17 protein-coding genes are annotated in these 15,698 nt (G+C 72.8%); 6 read left to right on the top strand and 11 right to left on the bottom strand.

Going from position 1 to position 15,698, the window contains the following annotated elements; translation table 11 throughout:
• Positions 1-20: 20 nt before the first annotated feature.
• The gene (locus AOJ26_RS10840; protein WP_053848015.1) at positions 21-677 is read left to right on the top strand and encodes a phosphatidylserine decarboxylase; all 657 of its coding nucleotides are present in this window, start codon (positions 21-23) and stop codon (positions 675-677) included.
• Positions 678-699: 22 nt separating this feature from the next.
• The gene (pssA, locus tag AOJ26_RS10835; RefSeq protein WP_053848014.1) at positions 700-1,518 is read left to right on the top strand and encodes a CDP-diacylglycerol--serine O-phosphatidyltransferase; all 819 of its coding nucleotides are present in this window, start codon (positions 700-702) and stop codon (positions 1,516-1,518) included.
• Positions 1,519-1,778: 260 nt separating this feature from the next.
• Here pssA and AOJ26_RS10830 read toward each other — a convergent pair whose 3' ends face one another.
• Genes AOJ26_RS10830 through AOJ26_RS10810 form a run of 5 tightly spaced genes read right to left on the bottom strand, consistent with a single transcriptional unit; the run spans position 1,779 to position 6,567 of the window.
• The gene (locus tag AOJ26_RS10830) at positions 1,779-3,044 is read right to left on the bottom strand and encodes an ABC transporter substrate-binding protein (protein WP_053848013.1); all 1,266 of its coding nucleotides are present in this window, start codon (positions 3,042-3,044) and stop codon (positions 1,779-1,781) included.
• Entirely contained in the window at positions 3,041-4,123 is a 1,083-nt protein-coding gene (locus AOJ26_RS10825) for a branched-chain amino acid ABC transporter permease (protein WP_053848012.1), read from the bottom strand. The genes AOJ26_RS10830 and AOJ26_RS10825 overlap by 4 nt, the downstream gene beginning before the upstream one ends.
• Positions 4,116-5,006 (bottom strand): branched-chain amino acid ABC transporter permease, encoded by an 891-nt coding sequence (locus AOJ26_RS10820; RefSeq protein ID WP_053848011.1) that lies wholly within the window; start codon positions 5,004-5,006, stop codon positions 4,116-4,118. The genes AOJ26_RS10825 and AOJ26_RS10820 overlap by 8 nt, the downstream gene beginning before the upstream one ends.
• Positions 5,003-5,767, bottom strand: a complete 765-nt coding sequence (locus tag AOJ26_RS10815; RefSeq protein ID WP_086724395.1) for an ABC transporter ATP-binding protein — start codon at positions 5,765-5,767, stop codon at positions 5,003-5,005. Before AOJ26_RS10815 ends, AOJ26_RS10820 begins: the two co-directional genes overlap by 4 nt.
• Before the next feature lie 5 nt (positions 5,768-5,772).
• The gene (locus AOJ26_RS10810) at positions 5,773-6,567 is read right to left on the bottom strand and encodes an ABC transporter ATP-binding protein (protein ID WP_053848009.1); all 795 of its coding nucleotides are present in this window, start codon (positions 6,565-6,567) and stop codon (positions 5,773-5,775) included.
• Positions 6,568-6,749: 182 nt separating this feature from the next.
• Between AOJ26_RS10810 and AOJ26_RS10805 the strand changes: the two genes are divergently transcribed.
• Positions 6,750-7,946, top strand: a complete 1,197-nt coding sequence (locus tag AOJ26_RS10805) for a PucR family transcriptional regulator (RefSeq protein WP_053848008.1) — start codon at positions 6,750-6,752, stop codon at positions 7,944-7,946.
• Between the two features lie 35 nt (positions 7,947-7,981).
• On the opposite strand, the gene AOJ26_RS10800 is transcribed toward AOJ26_RS10805, so the two are convergent.
• Positions 7,982-9,100 (bottom strand): glycerate kinase, encoded by a 1,119-nt coding sequence (locus AOJ26_RS10800; protein WP_053848007.1) that lies wholly within the window; start codon positions 9,098-9,100, stop codon positions 7,982-7,984.
• Between the two features lie 168 nt (positions 9,101-9,268).
• Here AOJ26_RS10800 and AOJ26_RS10795 point away from each other — a divergent pair, with 168 nt between their 5' ends.
• From AOJ26_RS10795 to AOJ26_RS10785, 3 genes are all read left to right on the top strand, one after another.
• Positions 9,269-10,342: an ADP-ribosylglycohydrolase family protein gene (locus AOJ26_RS10795; RefSeq protein ID WP_053848006.1), complete on the top strand. Its 1,074-nt coding sequence runs from the start codon at positions 9,269-9,271 to the stop codon at positions 10,340-10,342.
• 134 nt (positions 10,343-10,476) lie between these two features.
• The gene (locus AOJ26_RS10790) at positions 10,477-10,971 is read left to right on the top strand and encodes an NUDIX domain-containing protein (RefSeq protein WP_053848005.1); all 495 of its coding nucleotides are present in this window, start codon (positions 10,477-10,479) and stop codon (positions 10,969-10,971) included.
• A gap of 81 nt (positions 10,972-11,052) precedes the next feature.
• Complete coding sequence (locus AOJ26_RS10785) at positions 11,053-11,784, top strand: SIR2 family NAD-dependent protein deacylase (protein WP_053848004.1); 732 nt, start codon at positions 11,053-11,055, stop codon at positions 11,782-11,784.
• Here AOJ26_RS10785 and AOJ26_RS10780 read toward each other — a convergent pair whose 3' ends face one another.
• The 5 genes from AOJ26_RS10780 to AOJ26_RS10760 form a co-directional block, all read right to left on the bottom strand.
• Positions 11,785-12,168 carry a hypothetical protein gene (locus AOJ26_RS10780; protein ID WP_053848003.1) on the bottom strand — a complete coding sequence of 128 codons (384 nt, stop codon included), beginning with the start codon at positions 12,166-12,168 and terminating at the stop codon, positions 11,785-11,787.
• Positions 12,169-12,188: 20 nt separating this feature from the next.
• The gene (locus AOJ26_RS10775) at positions 12,189-12,977 is read right to left on the bottom strand and encodes an FHA domain-containing protein (protein WP_053848002.1); all 789 of its coding nucleotides are present in this window, start codon (positions 12,975-12,977) and stop codon (positions 12,189-12,191) included.
• Between the two features lie 121 nt (positions 12,978-13,098).
• On the bottom strand, positions 13,099-13,581 hold the full coding sequence (locus AOJ26_RS10770; RefSeq protein ID WP_053848001.1) for a methylated-DNA--[protein]-cysteine S-methyltransferase: 483 nt from the start codon (positions 13,579-13,581) through the stop codon (positions 13,099-13,101).
• Positions 13,582-13,590: 9 nt separating this feature from the next.
• Positions 13,591-15,072 (bottom strand): DNA-3-methyladenine glycosylase 2 family protein, encoded by a 1,482-nt coding sequence (locus AOJ26_RS10765; RefSeq protein WP_306300078.1) that lies wholly within the window; start codon positions 15,070-15,072, stop codon positions 13,591-13,593.
• Between the two features lie 49 nt (positions 15,073-15,121).
• Positions 15,122-15,698, bottom strand: a 577-nt coding sequence (locus AOJ26_RS10760) for an HAD-IC family P-type ATPase (RefSeq protein ID WP_143663580.1), incomplete at its 5' end; no start/stop codon positions are given.

Raw genomic sequence — 15,698 nt, 5'->3', positions numbered from 1 at the left:
ATCCGCTACGAAGGTCATCCATGCCCCACAGCCAAACCTCTGCACCTCGCGACAGCCTGGCAGGCGTACGCCTCGCGCGCGGAGCATCGCCGTGGCTCCTCCCGACCGTCGCCACCGCAGCACTGAGCCTGGTTCGCGCGCGCAAGTCGGGCGCCGCCAAGGCCGTCGCCGTGCCCGCCACCGCGCTGGCGGCGGGCATGCTGTGGTTCTTCCGCGACCCCGAGCGCGAGATCGCCCCGGGCCGGGTCATCTCGCCCGCCGACGGTGTGGTGCAGAGCATCATGCCGTGGAAGGACGGTCGCACCCGCGTCGCGATCTTCATGAGCCCGCTCAACGTCCACGTCAACCGCGCGCCGCTCTCCGGCACGGTGACCTCGGTCGAGCACATCCCCGGCGGGTTCGTTCCGGCGTTCAACAAGGAGAGCGAGAACAACGAGCGCGTCGTCTGGCACTTCGACACCGAACTCGGTGACATCGAGATGATCCAGATCGCCGGCGCGGTGGCCCGCCGCATCGTGCCCTACATCCCGCAGGGCACGAAGGTCGAGCAGGGTGACCGCATCGGTCTGATCCGGTTCGGCTCGCGCGTCGACATCTACCTGCCGGAGGGCGTGGAGGTCGCGGTCGAGGTCGGCCAGAAGACGACGGCTGGGGTGACTCGCATTGACCGTGATTGATCCTGAGACCCAGGCGGGCTGGGTGCCCGAGGCCGACGAGGTCGACGACGAGGAGGAGATGCCTCTTTCTCTCCGCCTCTCGATAGCGGACACCCTCACCCTCGGCAACGCCACGTGCGGCTTCATGGCGGTGTACTTCACCACCACCGGCATCCTGATCCCGCACCTGACCGACAGCCAGGAATCCGGCATGGCGCGCAACAGCGCGGCCACGGCGGTCATCCTCATGCTGTGCGCGGCGGTCTTCGACCTCTTCGACGGCCTGGTGGCGCGCAAGCTGCGCTCCTCGCCGATGGGCGCCGAGCTGGACAACCTCTCGGACCTGATCAGCTTCGGCCTCGCGCCGGCGTACTTCGTGCTCGTCTACGGCATGGTCGCCGACGACGCCTCGCAGCGGGTGGCGGCGGTGGGGGCCGTGGTGGTGCTGCTGGCGGTGGTCCTCCGGCTGGCCAGATTCTCCTGCGTGACGGTGGCGAACGGCATGTTCCAGGGCATGCCGTCCCCGTTCGGCGCGCTGACGGTGGTCGCGATCGTGCTGCTGGAGCTGCCCTTCGTGGCGACGCTCCTGGCGATCCTGGGCACCGCGTGGCTGATGGTGAGCCGGGTGGAGTACCCGAAGCCGCGGGGGCGGCTCGCGGTGGCGATGCTCTCCTGGATCGTGCTGGCGATGGGTCTGCTCGCGGCCTGGGCGTTCGGCGCCCCGAGCGGCCAGCTCCTGCTCCAGACCGGCTGCGCCCTGCAGCTCGTCATGGGCGCCGTGATCCCGCTGTTCGCCACGGCCCGCCGGGTGAACAACTTCCGCGGCAACCGGCGTGAGGCGCGCGCGGCGCAGCTGCCGTAGCGCTCCGCCGCCGTACCGCAGAGGGGCCCGAACCGATGACGGTTCGGGCTCCTCTGGTGTGTCCGCCGGATGCTCAGGCCCCCGGCAGGCACCCCTCGTGCACGACCTTCACGCCGTCTCGCCGGAAGACAGGGCCCTGGGCGGCCGGCTCCTCCTCCAGACCCGCGGCGGCGCAGCTGCCGTAACGCCCCACCGTCCTACACGCGAGGGGCCCGGACCGATGTCGGTCCGGGCTCCTCGGCCACGTGCGCGCCCGGTGCTCAGGCCCCCGGCGTGTACCCCTCCGCCGCCTGCGAGGCCCCTGCCTCGCGTACGACCTTCATGCCGCCCGTGACGCTCTTGTCGGGCTGGAGGATCACGCTCTCGCGGGAGGACGGGGCCTTGGGGTCGCTGAAGTCCTGGGTGACGCCGAAGCCGACGTCGTAGGCGTCGAGCGACAGCAGGGCCTTGTCCACGCCTTCCCTGGTGAGGTCCTTGTTCGAGCAGGCCTTCTTCAGGGCCTCGCCGAAGGCCGACGCGGCGGTCCAGCCGGCGACGATGCCGTTGTCCAGGGCGTCCTTCGGGTAGGCCGCCCGGTAGTCGGCGACCAGTTTCTTCGCCTGCGGGGTGTCCGCGCCGATGGGCAGCGAGGGCGAGGCCACGTAGTAGTTCTTCATCAGGGCCGGGCCCGCCTGGGTGGCGAGGAGCTGCGGCGCGAAGGCCGAGTTGTTGCCGATGACCGGTACGGCGAAGCCGCTCGCCGCCGCCACCCCGACCAGCGAGGCCGCCTGCCGCGGTCCCGCGCTGATCACGACCGCCTTGACGCCGGCCTTCTTGAGGGCGGTGACCTGGGCGGTCATGTCGTTGTCGGTGGGCTTGATCTTCTGTTCGACGACGGTCAGCCCGGCCTCCTTCGCGATGTGCTTCGAGCCGGCCAGCGCGCTCTCGCCGTAGTCGCCCTCGAAGTAGACGTGGCCGATCCTGTCGCCCTTCTTCACCCCCTTCTCCTTGATCAGGAAGTCGACCGCGTTCATCGTCTCGATGTCGTAGGTGGACCCGATGACCCGGATGTAGGGGCTGCCGAGCAGTGCGGACGACCAGGCCTGCGGGAGCACCAGCGCCTTGTCCTGGCCGTCGATGCGCTGCTTGACCGCGGCGACGAACGGCGAGCCGATGAACTGCGTGAAGCCCAGCACCTTCGGTTCCAGCTCGGTGTAGCCGGAGACGGCCTTCTGCGGGTCGTAGCCGTGGTCGCGGACCGCGAGGTCCACCGTGTGGCCGCAGACCCCTCCGGCGGCGTTGAGCTGCTTCACATATAGCTGCTGGGCCTGGGTGACGCTCTTGCCGAGGGTCGCGTAGACCCCGGTCATGTCGGTGAGCGCGCCGAGCGTGATGGTCTTCCCGGAGACGCCGTCCCCGGTCTTCACGCCGCCCGCGGCGGCCTTGTCGCCGTCGTCGGAGTCCTTCGCCTTGGAGCTGCATCCGGCCAGCACCAGCAGCGCGGCGAGCGCGCCCGCGGCGGCCCTGGCGCCGTATGTCCTGTTCATCGTTCCTCCCCTGGTTGTGTGGTGACTCGACGCCGTGCGGCCGTCCCGACCAGGCCGCCGGGCAGGAACAGCACCACCAGCACGACCGCGGCGCCGTAGAGGTACCGGGATGCCTCGCCCGGTGCGATCCCGCCCGTGCCGGGGGCGGAGACCAGCGGCAGCGCGTCGCTGTAGCGGGTCAGGAGCTGCGGCAGCAGGGACACGAACACGGCCCCTGCCACGGCCCCGGAGACCGAGCCGAGCCCTCCGATGACGATCATCGCGAGGTACTCGAGCGAGAGCGTGATGCCGAAGTAGTCGGGGACCGTCCGCTGGAAGACCAGGGCGAGCAGGACGCCCGCGAGCCCCGCGTACATCGACGACAGCACGAAGACCGCGGCGCGGTGCCGGGCGACCGGCACGCCCAGCACGCCGGCGGCGATGCGGTGGTCGCGGATCGCGTTCATGGCCCGGCCCGGACGGCCGCGCAGGACGCCCCGCGCGAAGAGGGCGCCCGCCGCCAGCAGGATCAGACCGGCGTACCAGAGCTTCTCCGCCGATCCGAACGGCACGGCGGCGACGAGGAGTTCCCGGTCGTCGAAGGTGAGGCCGAACAGGCTGAGCGGCGGCACGTCCCGGCCGTTGGCACCGCCGGTCAGGTCGTGGGCGTTGAACATCACGTGCTGGCCGATGAAGACGAGCGCGAGCGTGGCGATGCCCAGGTAGGCGCCGCTGAGCCGCCCGGAGATGGGGCTGAACAGGCCGCCCGCGGCGCCCGCGACGAGCACCGCGAGCACGGCGGCGAGCCAGGTGGGCAGCCCGAGGCCGGTCAGTCCGTCGCCGCCGTCCGCCGCGAACACGCAGTAGGCGTAGGCGCCGACGGCGAGGAAGAAGGCGTGCCCCATGGAGAGCTGGCCGGTGGCTCCGGTGAGGAGGTTGATGCCGATCGCGCCGATGGCGGCCGCCATCGCGAACAGGCCGGCCTGGAGCCAGAAGCGGTCCAGGTAGAAGGGCAGGGCCAGCAGGACGACGGCCCCTGCGCCCCACAGCCAGGTGCGCGTCCGGACCGTCCGCAGCGGCTTCACCAGTACTTCAGACACGGGCGAGCTCCTTCGTGCCGAACAGACCGGCGGGCCTCACCAGCAGGATCGCGACCATCACGAGGTAGGGGGCGAGGTCGCCCAGCCCCCGGCCCAGGAAGGTGAGGTCGCTCTGGTAGCCGGTCGCGAGGGACTCCGTGACGCCGACCAGCAGGCCGCCCACGAGGGCGCCCGTCGTCGAGTCCAGTCCGCCGAGGATGGCGGCCGGGAACGCCTTGAGCGCGGCCAGCGAGGTCGCCCGCTCCAGCCCCGGCGTCGGGAAGACGGTGAGGAACAGGGCGGCCACGGCGGCGAGTCCGCCCGCCACCGCCCAGGCGCCCAGCGAGACCCGGCCCAGCCGCACCCCCATCAGCGCGGCCGTCTCCGAGCTCTCCGCCGCCGCCCGCATCGCCACGCCCCACGACGTGTACCGGAACGCCAGCAGGAACGTGGTGATGAGCAGCGCGGCGGCCACGAACGCGGCGATCCGGGTGTGGGCGAGGGAGATCGGCCCGATCTTCAGGACGGCGTCCCCCCACGGGTCGCCGAGCGTGAGGACGTCCGTGCCGATACGGCGGGTCAGTTCGGTGGTGAGCAGGATGTCGACGCCGATGGTGACGATGGCGAGGACGCTGTGGTCGCTGCCCCGGTAGCGCCGCATCACCAGGAACTCCACAGCGGCCCCGACGAGCGCGGCACCCGCGATCCCGACGAGCAGGGCGGGCCAGAACCCGAGGTCGTCGTGGAGGGTCGCGGTGACGTACCCGCCGGCGAGCAGCAGGGACGCGTGGGCGAAGTTGACGACCTCGGTGGCCCGGAAGATCACCACGAAGCCAAGCGCGATGAGCGCGTACACCGACCCGAGCGAGAGGCCGTTCAGCAGGATCTCGGCGAAGGTGCTCATGACGCGGCTCCCAGGTACGCCTCCACGACGGCCGGATCGTTCTGTACGTCGGCGGGGGCGCCGTCGGCGATCCGGCGCCCGAAGTCCAGTACGGTCACCGCGTCCGCGAGCCGCATCACCACCCCCATGTCGTGTTCCACCAGGACGATCGAGATGCCGAGGGAGTCGCGGACACCCGCGATCACGGCGGCCGTCCGGCGCCGTTCGTCGGCGGTCATGCCCGCGACGGGCTCGTCGAGGAGCAGCAGCCGGGGTTCCATGCACAGCGCGCGGGCGAGTTCGGCGAGCTTCTGCTGCCCGTACGGCAGGGAGCCCGCGGGCCGTGCCAGGCAGTCCGCGATGCCGACGAACTCGGCGATCTCCCGGACGCGTTCGCGGTGCAGCCGGTCCTCGCGGGCCGCCGACGGCAGCCGGAGTCCCGCGGCGAGGAAGCCGGTGCGGGTGAGCCGGTACCGGCCGAGGAGCAGACAGTCCTCGACGGAGGCCCGGGGCGGCAGCGCGAGGTTCTGGAAGATCCGCGCGACGCCGAGGGCGGCGATGCGGTGCGCGGGCATGCCGGTCAGCTCGTGCGCGCCGAAGCGGACGCTGCCGGCGGTGGCCCGGTAGACACCGGACAGGACGTTGAAGCAGGTGGACTTGCCGGCGCCGTTGGGCCCGATGAGGGCGTGGACGGTGCCGGGGCGCACGGTGAAGCCGACGTCGTCGAGCGCGGTGAGTCCGGCGAAGCGGACGGTCAGCCCGCGTACCTCCAGGGAGTCCATCGCGGTCACCCCTTCCATCTCGTGAGCGTCCGGCCCGTCACCCGGTCCGCGTCGGCCGCCGCGTCCTCGTCGACCACGCCCAGGTAGCGGCGCCGGACCTCGTCGGAGGCGGCCAGTTCGGCGGCCGGACCGGACAGGGTGACCTCGCCGACCTCCAGGACGTACGCGCGCGTGGCGAGCCGCAGGGCGAGGGCCGCGTTCTGCTCGACGAGGAGGACGGACGTGCCCTGGGCGTTGATCTCACGGACCGTGTCGGCGATCCGCTGGGCCATGAGCGGGGCAAGGCCAAGGGAGGGTTCGTCGAGCAGCAGCACGCGCGGGGCGGCCATCAGGGCGCGGCCCACCGCGAGCATCTGCTGTTCGCCCCCGGAGAGGAGCCCGGCGCGCTGCGCGGCGCGTTCGGCGAGCACGGGGAAGAGCTCGTGGACGCGTTCGAGCGCCGCGGAGCGTCCCGTCCTGCTGCCGCCGAGGGCGCCCGCGCGCAGGTTGTCGGCGACCGTCATGCGGGCGAACACCTGCCTCCCCTCCGGTACCTGGCAGACCCCGGCGGCGACCACCCGGTCCGGCGCGAGGCCGTCGAGGCGGTGGCCGTCCAGGGTGACCGTGCCCTCGGTGACCGCGCCGCCGTGGAAGGCGAGGGTCCGGCTGATCGCGCGCAGCAGTGTGGACTTGCCCGCGCCGTTGCCGCCCAGGACCGTCACCACGGTGCCCTCGGGCACCTCCAGGGACACCCGGCGCAGGGCGCGCACGGGGCCGTATCCGACCGACAGGTCTCGGACGACCAGTCCGGCTCCGGTCATGGACTCCCCCCCTTGTCCGACTCGATGTGGCGCTCACCCCAGCACCGGCCGGGGGCGTGCGTCCACGGCCCGCGGCACAAACGCTGCGGGTGCCCAGCAGGCCGGTGCCACGGTTGTGCGCGCGCACAACACCGCGTGTCAGGGGCCTGTGCGCGGGGTTGTCCCGATGGCATCCTCCGGTCATGGGTGGGCGAAGGCTGCGGACCGGCCACGACTGGAAACTGCTCGCGGAGTCCTGCACGGCTCTGCTGGAGGGAGTGCCCGAGCTGGTCGACGAGCACCTGCGGCAGCTCGCCGAGCACTCCCCCGTGTACGCGGGGGTGCTGCCCGCCGACCTCCAGTGGCGGGAGGCGGAGGAGGCGATCCGGATCGGCATCGAGACCCTGTCGGCGCCGCGGGAGTCGCCCCGCCGCGACCTGGAGCACGCCGAGGACCTGGGCCGGCGCCGGGCGCAGCAGGGGCTGCCGCTGGAGCTGCTGGTGCACGCGTACCGCAACGCCGGCTATCTGGTGTGGGACGCGCTGGTGGAACGCGCCGCCGGGCGGGAACCGGAGCGGCTCGCCGCGTTGATGCGGTCGGCAACGGTGGTGTGGTCGGCGGTGGACGCGCAGACCCAGGCGGCGTCGGAGGCGTACCGGGCGACCGAGGCGGAGCTGCGGCGGCGGACCGACGAGCAGTTGCAGGCGCTGCTCGACGCGCTGCTGGAGGGGCAGGCGACGCCGGGGCTGGCGGCGCGGGCGGCCGCGGGACTCGATCTGCCGGAGCACGGCCCCTACGCGGTGGTGGTGCTGCGGGCGGTACGGCGGGACGCGCACGGGCAGCCGCTGCGGGGAGCCGGGTTCCGGTTCATCTGGCGGATGCGCGCGGACTGCGAGATCGGGGTCGTCGCCCTCTCACCGGGGCAGGGGCTGGACGGGGTGGCCCGGGCGCTCGACGGGCGCTGCTCGGGCCCGGGCGGCATCAGTCCGGTGGTGCCGGGCCTCGCCGAGCTCGGGCGGGCCCGGCGCCTGGCCGAGCTGGCGCTGCGCACCTGCCCGCCGGACGCCACCGCGGTCGTACGCCTCGACCAGCGGATGCCGACCGCGCTGGTGGTGAGCCAGCCGGAGCTGGCCGACCGGCTGGTGAAGGACGTGTTCGGCGCGCTCCTGGAGCTGGAGCCCGCCGACCGGGCCGTGCTCCTGGAGACGCTCGACGTGTGGCTGGTCTGCGAGGGCTCGGCGGGCCGCGCAGCCGGACGCCTGTACTGCCACCGCAACACGGTCTTCAACCGCCTGCGCCGCCTGGAGCAGCTCACCTCCCGCTCACTGGCCCGGCCCCGGGACCTGATCGAAATGACGCTGGCGCTGGACGCGTACCGGTTGTCGGGGGTGCGGGCGTGAGGGGCGCTCCGGCGCCCCCCCCCCCGCCATCCGGTTCAGACCAGGAAGTCCCGGCCGATCCGTTCCGCCACGTCCTCCAGGATGGGGCCCGCCTCGGCGATGCACCTCTGGATGTCGGGCTCGGCGTCGGTGAGGGGGTAGGCGCGGCGGATGCCCGCCCGGCCGAGGGCCTCCGGGGGCAGGGCGAGGCGGCCGCAGACGGCGACGACCTCCTTGTCCTTGGCGCGGGCGGCCGCGGCGACGCCGGCCGGGGCCTTGCCGTGCAGGGTCTGCTCGTCGAGGGATCCCTCACCGGTGATCACCAGGTCCGCCCACTCCAGCGCAGGGGCGAAGCCCAGGACGTCGAGCATGACGTCGATCCCCGGGCGGAACCGGGCACCGAGCAGGAGGGCGCCGTAGCCGATGCCGCCGGCCGCGCCCGCACCCGGCGAGGCGGCGTACTCGGCGGCCTTCGCGCCGACGGCGTCCTCCAGCACCTTCGCGTAGTGGGCGAGGGCGCTGTCCAGGGCCTCCACGTCGTCCGGGGAGGCGCCCTTCTGCGGGCCGTAGACCGCGGGGGCGCCCTTGGGGCCGGTCAGCGGGTTGTCGACGTCGCTGGCCAGGATGAACTCGACGGACGCGAACCGCGGGTCCAGGCCGGACAGGTCGGCCGAGGCCAGATGGGCGAGGCCACCGCCGCCGGGGGCCACCGGCTCACCGTCGGCGTCCAGGAAGCGGGCGCCCAGCGCGGAGAGCATCCCGGCGCCGCCGTCGGTGGTGGCGCTGCCGCCGACGCCGAACACGATCGTGCGGGCGCCGGCGTCCAGAGCGGCGCGCAGCAGCTCGCCGGAACCGTAGGTGGACGCGGTGAGCGGGGCGAAGACACCCGCGGGCAGCCGCTGAAGGCCGCTGGCCTCGGCCATCTCGACGACGGCGGTGTCGCCGCGGACCGCGAAGGCGGCGGTGGTCTCCTGTCCGAGGGGACCGGCGACCGCGACCTCCCGGCGCTCGAAGCCGGCCGCGACCGCCGCGGCGACGGTGCCGTCCCCGCCGTCGGCGACGGGCAGCGCCTCGACCTCCAGGTCCGGCACGACCCGGCGCAGCCCGGCCGTCACCCGCTCGGCGACCTGCACGGCCGTGAGCGAGCCCTTGAACTTGTCCGCGGCGATGAGCACGCGCTGTGTCACGTTTTCCCCTTGCTCTCCGGGCCTCGCGCACGTCAAGGCCAGTCGCGCCGCTGCGACCTTAACCGCAGAGGCACCCCGGCGTCATGCGCGGCCCAGACCCTGAGAAGGCCCTGCGAACCCTCTGTGCGGTGCAGCGGAATGGGGTAAACCGGAGCTATGACCCTTGTGGGCACTGAGCCAGAGCTCGCCGACCGCATCCACGGGGGCTGGCTGGGCCGGATCGCGGGCAACATGCTCGGCAAGCCGGTCGAGCAGGGCGACCTGTGGACGCGGGACCGGATCGACCGCTATCTGCGGCAGGCGGCCGCGCTGCCCCTGACCGACTACCTACCCGAGCCCGTCGGCGAGAGCGACGGTTTCGAGCTGCGGCCCGAGTGGCGCGCGTGCGTGCGCGGCCGCATCCACGGCAGCTGCCGTGACGACGACGTCGACTACGCCATCCTCGGCCTCGACCTGCTGGAGACCCACGGCTTCGGCTTCAGCACCGAGCAGGTGGGGGACCTGTGGCTGCTGAGGCTGCCGTACCTCCAGACGTTCACCGCGGAGCGGGCCGCCTACCGCAACCTCGCCAACGGGCTGAAACCGCCGCTGACGGCGACGTACGACAACCCCTGCCAGGAGTGGATCGGGGCGCTGATCCGCGCCGACATCTACGGCTGGACCTGCCCCGGTGTCCCGCGCCGCGCCGCCCTGCTCGCCCGACGCGACGCGGTGCTCTCGCACACCGGCAACGGCGTGTACGGGGCGATGTGGGCGGCGGCGCTGATCTCGGCGGCGTTCACCGCCGGGACCGTGCGCCAGGCCGTGGACCAGGCGCTCGCGGTGGTCCCGGCGAGCAGTCGCCTCGCCCGCACGGTACGCCGGGTGGCGTCCCTGCACGACACCCGGATGACCTGGGAGGACACGCTGACCACGGTCGCGGAGGAGACCGCCGGGCTCGGCTGGATCCACACCGTCCCGAACGTGGCCGTCCTGACCGCGGGGCTGCTGTACGGCGACGGCGACTTCACCCGCACCATCACGCTCACCGTGCGGGGCGGTCTGGACACCGACTCCAACGGGGCGACCGCGGGCTCGGTGGCCGGGGTGCTCACCGGGGCGGACGCCATCCCGGACCAGTGGAAGGAGCCGCTGGAGGACAGGGTGCGCAGCGCGGTGTTCGGCTTCGACGGCGTCCACATCACCGAACTGGCCGAGCGCACGGTCAGGTTGGCGGAGACGGAGACCTGAGCGCCGGGTGCGCCCTACGCTCCGGCAGCGGATCGGCCGACGCCCGCCGCCCCGACACGGCACCCCGTGGCCACGTGCTGTCCGGTCACCGTCGACGTGCTCGTGGCGCCCCCGGGGCTGGTTACCCTTCGAGGATGACCACCACCCAGGACTTCGCCGCCTACATCGCCGGTCTCCCCCGCGTCATCGCCGGAGCCGCCGCGCTCTTCCGGGACGCGGACGGCCGGGTCCTCCTGGTCGAGCCCAACTACCGTGAGGGCTGGGCACTGCCGGGCGGCACCATCGAGTCCGACGACGGCGAGACACCGCGTCAGGGCGCCCGCCGCGAGACCGCCGAGGAGATCGGCCTGGACCGCGAGCTCGGACGGCTCCTCGCGGTGGACTGGGTGCACGGGACGGCCCGTCCGCCGCTGGTCGCCTACCTCTACGACGGCGGTGTGCTCACCGAGGACGACTTCAAGGCGATCCGCCTCCAGGAGGAGGAACTGCTGTCCTGGCGCCTCGTGCCCCGCGAGGAACTCCTCGACCACCTGCCGGGAGCCCTCGGCCGCCGTGTCCTGGCCGCGCTGGACGCGCTGACGGACGGCTCGGGCACGGTGGAGCTGGAGGACGGGCACCGCGTGGGCTGACCGGGGCGGGTCCGGCGGCCGAGGCAGGCGCGGGCGGATATCTGTTCGCCGCACCGGATCACCCGTCCTACCCTCGATGCCATGACCAGGCCCCTCGTCGCCCTCCTCAGCGGCGCCGGCATCTCCACCGACTCCGGGATCCCCGACTACCGCGGCCCGAACGGCCTGTGGCGCAAGGACCCCGAGGCGGAGAAGCTCGTCACGTACGACTACTACATGGGCGATCCGGAGATCCGCCGCCGCTCGTGGCAGATGCGGCGGGCGACCGGCGCGCCGGCGGCCGAACCCAACGCGGCGCACAGGGCGGTGGCCGGGCTGGAGAGGTCCGGGGTGCCGGTGCGGGTGATCACGCAGAACGTGGACGGGCTGCACCAGCTCGCCGGGATGCCCGCCCGCAAGGTCCTCGAACTGCACGGCACCGCACGGCAGGTGGTGTGCACGAAGTGCCACGCCCGCGGCCCGATGGAGGACGCGCTCGCCCGGGTCGAGGCCGGCGAGGCGGACCCGCCGTGTGCGGAGTGCGGCGGCATCCTCAAGCCGGCGACCGTGATGTTCGGCGAGCGCCTGGACCCCGTGGTGCTCGGTGAGGCGGTCGCCATCAGCAAGGCGTGCCAGGTCTTCGTCGCGGTCGGCAGCACGCTCCAGGTCCAGCCGGCGGCGGGCCTCGCGGGCGTCGCCGCCGACCACGGCGCCCGGCTCGTCGTCGTCAACGCCGAGCCGACCCCGTACGACGACCGCGCCGACGAGGTGATCCGGGAGCCGATCGGCACGGCGCTGCCCGAACTCCTGCACCGGATCGGCTCGTTCGGGTGACTACCCGATGGCGCGCAGGACGGAGTCACCGACGGGCCCCAGCCAGCCCGCCAGGGAGGACAGGGCTCCCGCGAGGGTTCCGCCGGCGGTGACGGCCGCTCCCGCGGCGGTCACCAGCCTGGTGATGCGCACCAGGCGCTCGGCCATGGTGGTGCGGTCCGGGGAAGGGGAGGCGAGTTCGGTGTCGAGGGACGCGACCTCGGTGTGCACCTGGCTCGCCACCTCGGGCGGGAGGGCCAGGCGGTCGAGCTCCGCGCGCAGCAGACCGAGCATGGCACGCGGATCCGTGGCCGTCGCGAACTGTCCGTGCTGGCCGCCGTGGATGGTCTGGTCGCCGGCGACGTTGTTGATGTTGCCCTGTTGGCTGCCGATGTTGAAGCTCACTGGACGACCTCTCGTCTGCGTCACTGGCGGCGCGCGGCCGCGTCGAACGAGCGTTGCCGGGATGCGGCGATGACGTGCATCACCAGCCCGGCCGTCATCAGGACCGTGCCGACGCCGGCGGCCGCCCAGCCGAGAAGGAAGACCGGAAATCCACCGATCTCCGTGCCGAACATGTCACCCGGATCGGGCCATTCATTGGGGTCGTCGGACACCGGATCCCCGATACGGCCCATGAATCGCAGAATTCCATAGGCGAAAACGGCGAAGCCGCCCAGGAAGAGCAGAAAACCGAACAGAATGATTCTTCGGGCCCGTGTGCGAGCCGCCGCGACCTGCCGGAGAAAGCTCTCCTGTCTTTGATCGACGTACTGGTGCCCGCCCACATTGTTGATGTTGGCGCCATACTGCTGCCCCACATCGAATCGCGGGGCGCGGCTCACCGTCGGCATCACGACGGTGCCCAGCGCGGCTTCCCGCTCCCGCTCGGCGCTGCCGGGCCATTCGTAGCGGATGCTCACGCTTCCCAGGGTGAGCACATCACCGTCGTGCAGCGTCTGCGGGGCGGCAAGACGACGGTCGTTCACCGAAGTGCCGTTGGCGGAACCGAGGTCCTCCAGGACCACCTGCGCGCCCGAACGACTCAGGAGCGCGTGCCTGCCGCTCACGTACGGATCGTCTATGCGAATGTCACAGGCGGGATCCCGGCCGAGGACCGACCTCGCGGCGGACAGCCGGAGCGGGGATCCGTACAGGTGTGACGGCTGAATGAAAGTGAGCTGGGGACCGGAGCGATCTGGATGACTCGCCATGATCCCACCCCCGTGAGAGTGGACGGAGGAATCATTTTATCCGTGGCGGTATATTCGTGACCCGCGCAGAACCTGCCATTCACCACCACAATACACCGCACAACAGGAGAGCGCCCCGGCGTCAGAACAGCGCCGCGCCCCGCTCGAAATCCAGCAGCCGCTGTTTGCGCTCCAGGCCGCCGCCGTATCCCGTGAGGCTGCCGTCGGCGCCGACCACGCGGTGGCAGGGGACGATGATGCCGATCGGGTTCCGGCCGTTGGCCAGGCCGACCGCGCGGGATGCCTTCGGGTTGCCGAGGGCGTCGGCGAGTTCGCCGTAGGTGCGGGTCTCGCCGTGCGGGATCCTGCGGAGCTGTTCCCAGACCGTGCGCTGGAACGGGGTTCCGTGCAGCCGCAGTTGCAGGGTGAACTCCTTCAACTCGCCGTCGAAGTAGGCCCGCAGCTGCTCCGCGGCCTCCTCGGCCCACCCGTCGTCCGGTGCTCCGAAGGTCTCCTCCGGCGGCCGGTGGCGCTGGTCGGTCATGTAGAGGCCGCACAGGACGCCGTCGTCGGCGACGAGGGTCAGGGGGCCGTAGGGGCTGTCGATCACGGTGTGCTGTTTCACGGAACGTCCTCACACGGGAAGGAAGTTGATGGGGTGGCTGTCGGTCGCCCACAGGTACTGGACGGCGTAGGCCCGCCAGGGCCGCCAGGCCGCCGCACGGGCCGTCAGCGCGGCCGGGGTCGAGGGCAGGCCCAGCTCCTGGGCGGCGCGGCGGATCCCGAGGTCGGTCGGGAGGAAGGCGTCCGGGTCGCCGAGGCCGCGCATGGCGATGACGTCGACCGTCCAGGGCCCGAAGCCGGGGAGGGCGAGGAGACCGGCCCGGGTCTCGGACCAGTCCTGCTCGACGCCCAACTGGAGCGAGCCGTCGGCGAGTCGGCCGACCAGGGTGGTGAAGGTCGTGCGGCGGGTGCGGGGCATCGCGAGCGAGGCCGGGTCGAGCGCGGCCAGTGCCGCGGGGGTCGGGAAGAGGTGCGTCAGGCCGCCCTCGGGGTCGTCGACGGGTTCGCCGTGGGCCGTGACCAGGCGGGCCGCGTGGGTGCGGGCGGCCGCCGTGGAGACCTGCTGACCCAGCACGGCCCGTATCGCGAACTCCTCCTCGTCGACGGTGCGCGGGACGCGTCGGCCCGGCGCCTTGTCCACGAGGGGCGCCAGCAGCGGGTCCGTGCGCAGCTGGTCGTCGATCGCGACCGGGTCGGCGTCCAGGTCGAGCATCCGGCGGCAGCGGCTGATGGCGACGGTCAGGTCGCGCAGGTCGCTCAGTGTCAGCCGGCAGGCGATGTGGTCGGGCCGTGGCGTCAGGGCCACGACACCGTGCCCGTACGGCAGTCGCAGCGTGCGCCGGTACGCCCCGTCCCGCCACTCCTCCACACCGGGGACGGCGGTGGCCGCGAGGTGACCGAAGAGGTTGTCGGGGTTGAGGGGGGCGCGGAACGGCAGGCGCAGGGACAGGAAGCCGGGGGTGTCCGGCGCGGTCCTCCTCGCGGCACGGGTGCGCAGCTCGCTCGGTGCGAGCGCGAAGACCTCGCGGACGGTGTCGTTGAAGGTGCGGATCGCGGAGAAGCCGGCCGCGAAGGCGATGTCCGCCATCGGGAGCGCGGTCGTCTCGATGAGGATCCTCGCGGTCTGGGCGCGCTGGGCGCGGGCGAGGGCGAGCGGGCCGGCGCCGAGTTCGGCGAGGAGCTGGCGTTCGATCTGCCGGGTGCTGTAGCCGAGGCGGGCGGCGAGGCCGGGCACGCCCTCCCGGTCGACCACCCCGTCGGCGATCAGGCGCATCGCGCGGGCCACGAGGTCGGCGCGCTGGTTCCACTCCGGCGAGCCCGGGCTGGTGTCGGGCCGGCACCGCTTGCAGGCGCGGAAGCCCGCCTGCTGGCAGGCCGCCGCGCTCGGGTAGAAGGTCATGTTCTCGGGTTTGGGCGGGACGACCGGGCAGCTCGGTCGGCAGTAGATGCGGGTCGTCAGTACGGCCGTGTAGAACCATCCGTCGAACCGCGCGTCCTTGGACTGCACGGCGCGCACACAGCGCTCGGTCTCGGTGTACATCCCCGTCTGCATGCGTCCAGCATCGGGCACCCGGCCGACGCGGGCTGGCGGGAATCCGACATCAGCCTCGCGTGCCCTGGGGGACGGTGCGGCCCGGCCGCCACGCGGACTCGCGCAGGAGCCGCAGTCCGTTGAGACCGACGAGGACCGTGGAGCCCTCGTGCCCGGCGACCCCGAGCGGCAGCGGGAGGTGGCCTAGGAGGTCCCACAGGACGAGTCCGGTGATGAAGGCACCCGCGATCAGGAGGTTCTGGAGGACGAGTCGGCGGGCGGTCCGGGACAGCCGTACGACCGCCGGTACGGTCGCGAGTTCGTCGCGTACGACGACCGCGTCCGCGGTCTCCAGCGCGAGGTCGGAGCCCGCTCGGCCCATCGCGATGCCGGAGTGGGCGGCGGCGAGCGCGGGTGCGTCGTTGACGCCGTCCCCGACGAACAGCACCTTGCGCCCGGCGTCCTGGAGCTGCCGTACGGCGTCCACCTTGCCCTCCGGCAGCAGGTCGGCGCGGACGTCCGTCAGGCCGGTGGCCTCGGCGACCTTCGCGGCGGCCCGGGCGTTGTCGCCGGTGAGCAGGACGGGGGCGGTGCCGGTGAGGGCGGTGAGCGCGGCGGTGGCGTCGGGGGCGTGCGGGCGGAGGCGG

It is taken from the genome of Streptomyces sp. NRRL B-24085, assembly GCF_001282115.1.
Classification (GTDB): domain Bacteria; phylum Actinomycetota; class Actinomycetes; order Streptomycetales; family Streptomycetaceae; genus Streptomyces.
The sequence above is the reverse complement of the archived record's forward strand: the minus strand, read 5'-3'. Positions and strand labels throughout refer to the sequence as shown.

Excerpts from the sequence above, each read along its gene's own strand:
- AOJ26_RS10775 (WP_053848002.1), bottom strand. The coding sequence starts at position 12,977 with ATGGCGAGTCATCCAGATCGCTCCGGTCCCCAGCTCACTTTCATTCAG.
- AOJ26_RS10785 (WP_053848004.1), top strand. The coding sequence starts at position 11,053 with ATGACCAGGCCCCTCGTCGCCCTCCTCAGCGGCGCCGGCATCTCCACC.
- AOJ26_RS10795 (WP_053848006.1), top strand. The coding sequence starts at position 9,269 with ATGACCCTTGTGGGCACTGAGCCAGAGCTCGCCGACCGCATCCACGGG.
- AOJ26_RS10815 (WP_086724395.1), bottom strand. The coding sequence starts at position 5,767 with ATGGACTCCCTGGAGGTACGCGGGCTGACCGTCCGCTTCGCCGGACTC.
- AOJ26_RS10805 (WP_053848008.1), top strand. The coding sequence starts at position 6,750 with ATGGGTGGGCGAAGGCTGCGGACCGGCCACGACTGGAAACTGCTCGCG.
- AOJ26_RS10830 (WP_053848013.1), bottom strand. The coding sequence starts at position 3,044 with ATGAACAGGACATACGGCGCCAGGGCCGCCGCGGGCGCGCTCGCCGCG.
- AOJ26_RS10765 (WP_306300078.1), bottom strand. The coding sequence starts at position 15,072 with ATGCAGACGGGGATGTACACCGAGACCGAGCGCTGTGTGCGCGCCGTG.
- AOJ26_RS10820 (WP_053848011.1), bottom strand. The coding sequence starts at position 5,006 with ATGAGCACCTTCGCCGAGATCCTGCTGAACGGCCTCTCGCTCGGGTCG.
- AOJ26_RS10790 (WP_053848005.1), top strand. The coding sequence starts at position 10,477 with ATGACCACCACCCAGGACTTCGCCGCCTACATCGCCGGTCTCCCCCGC.
- AOJ26_RS10840 (WP_053848015.1), top strand. The coding sequence starts at position 21 with ATGCCCCACAGCCAAACCTCTGCACCTCGCGACAGCCTGGCAGGCGTA.
- AOJ26_RS10810 (WP_053848009.1), bottom strand. The coding sequence starts at position 6,567 with ATGACCGGAGCCGGACTGGTCGTCCGAGACCTGTCGGTCGGATACGGC.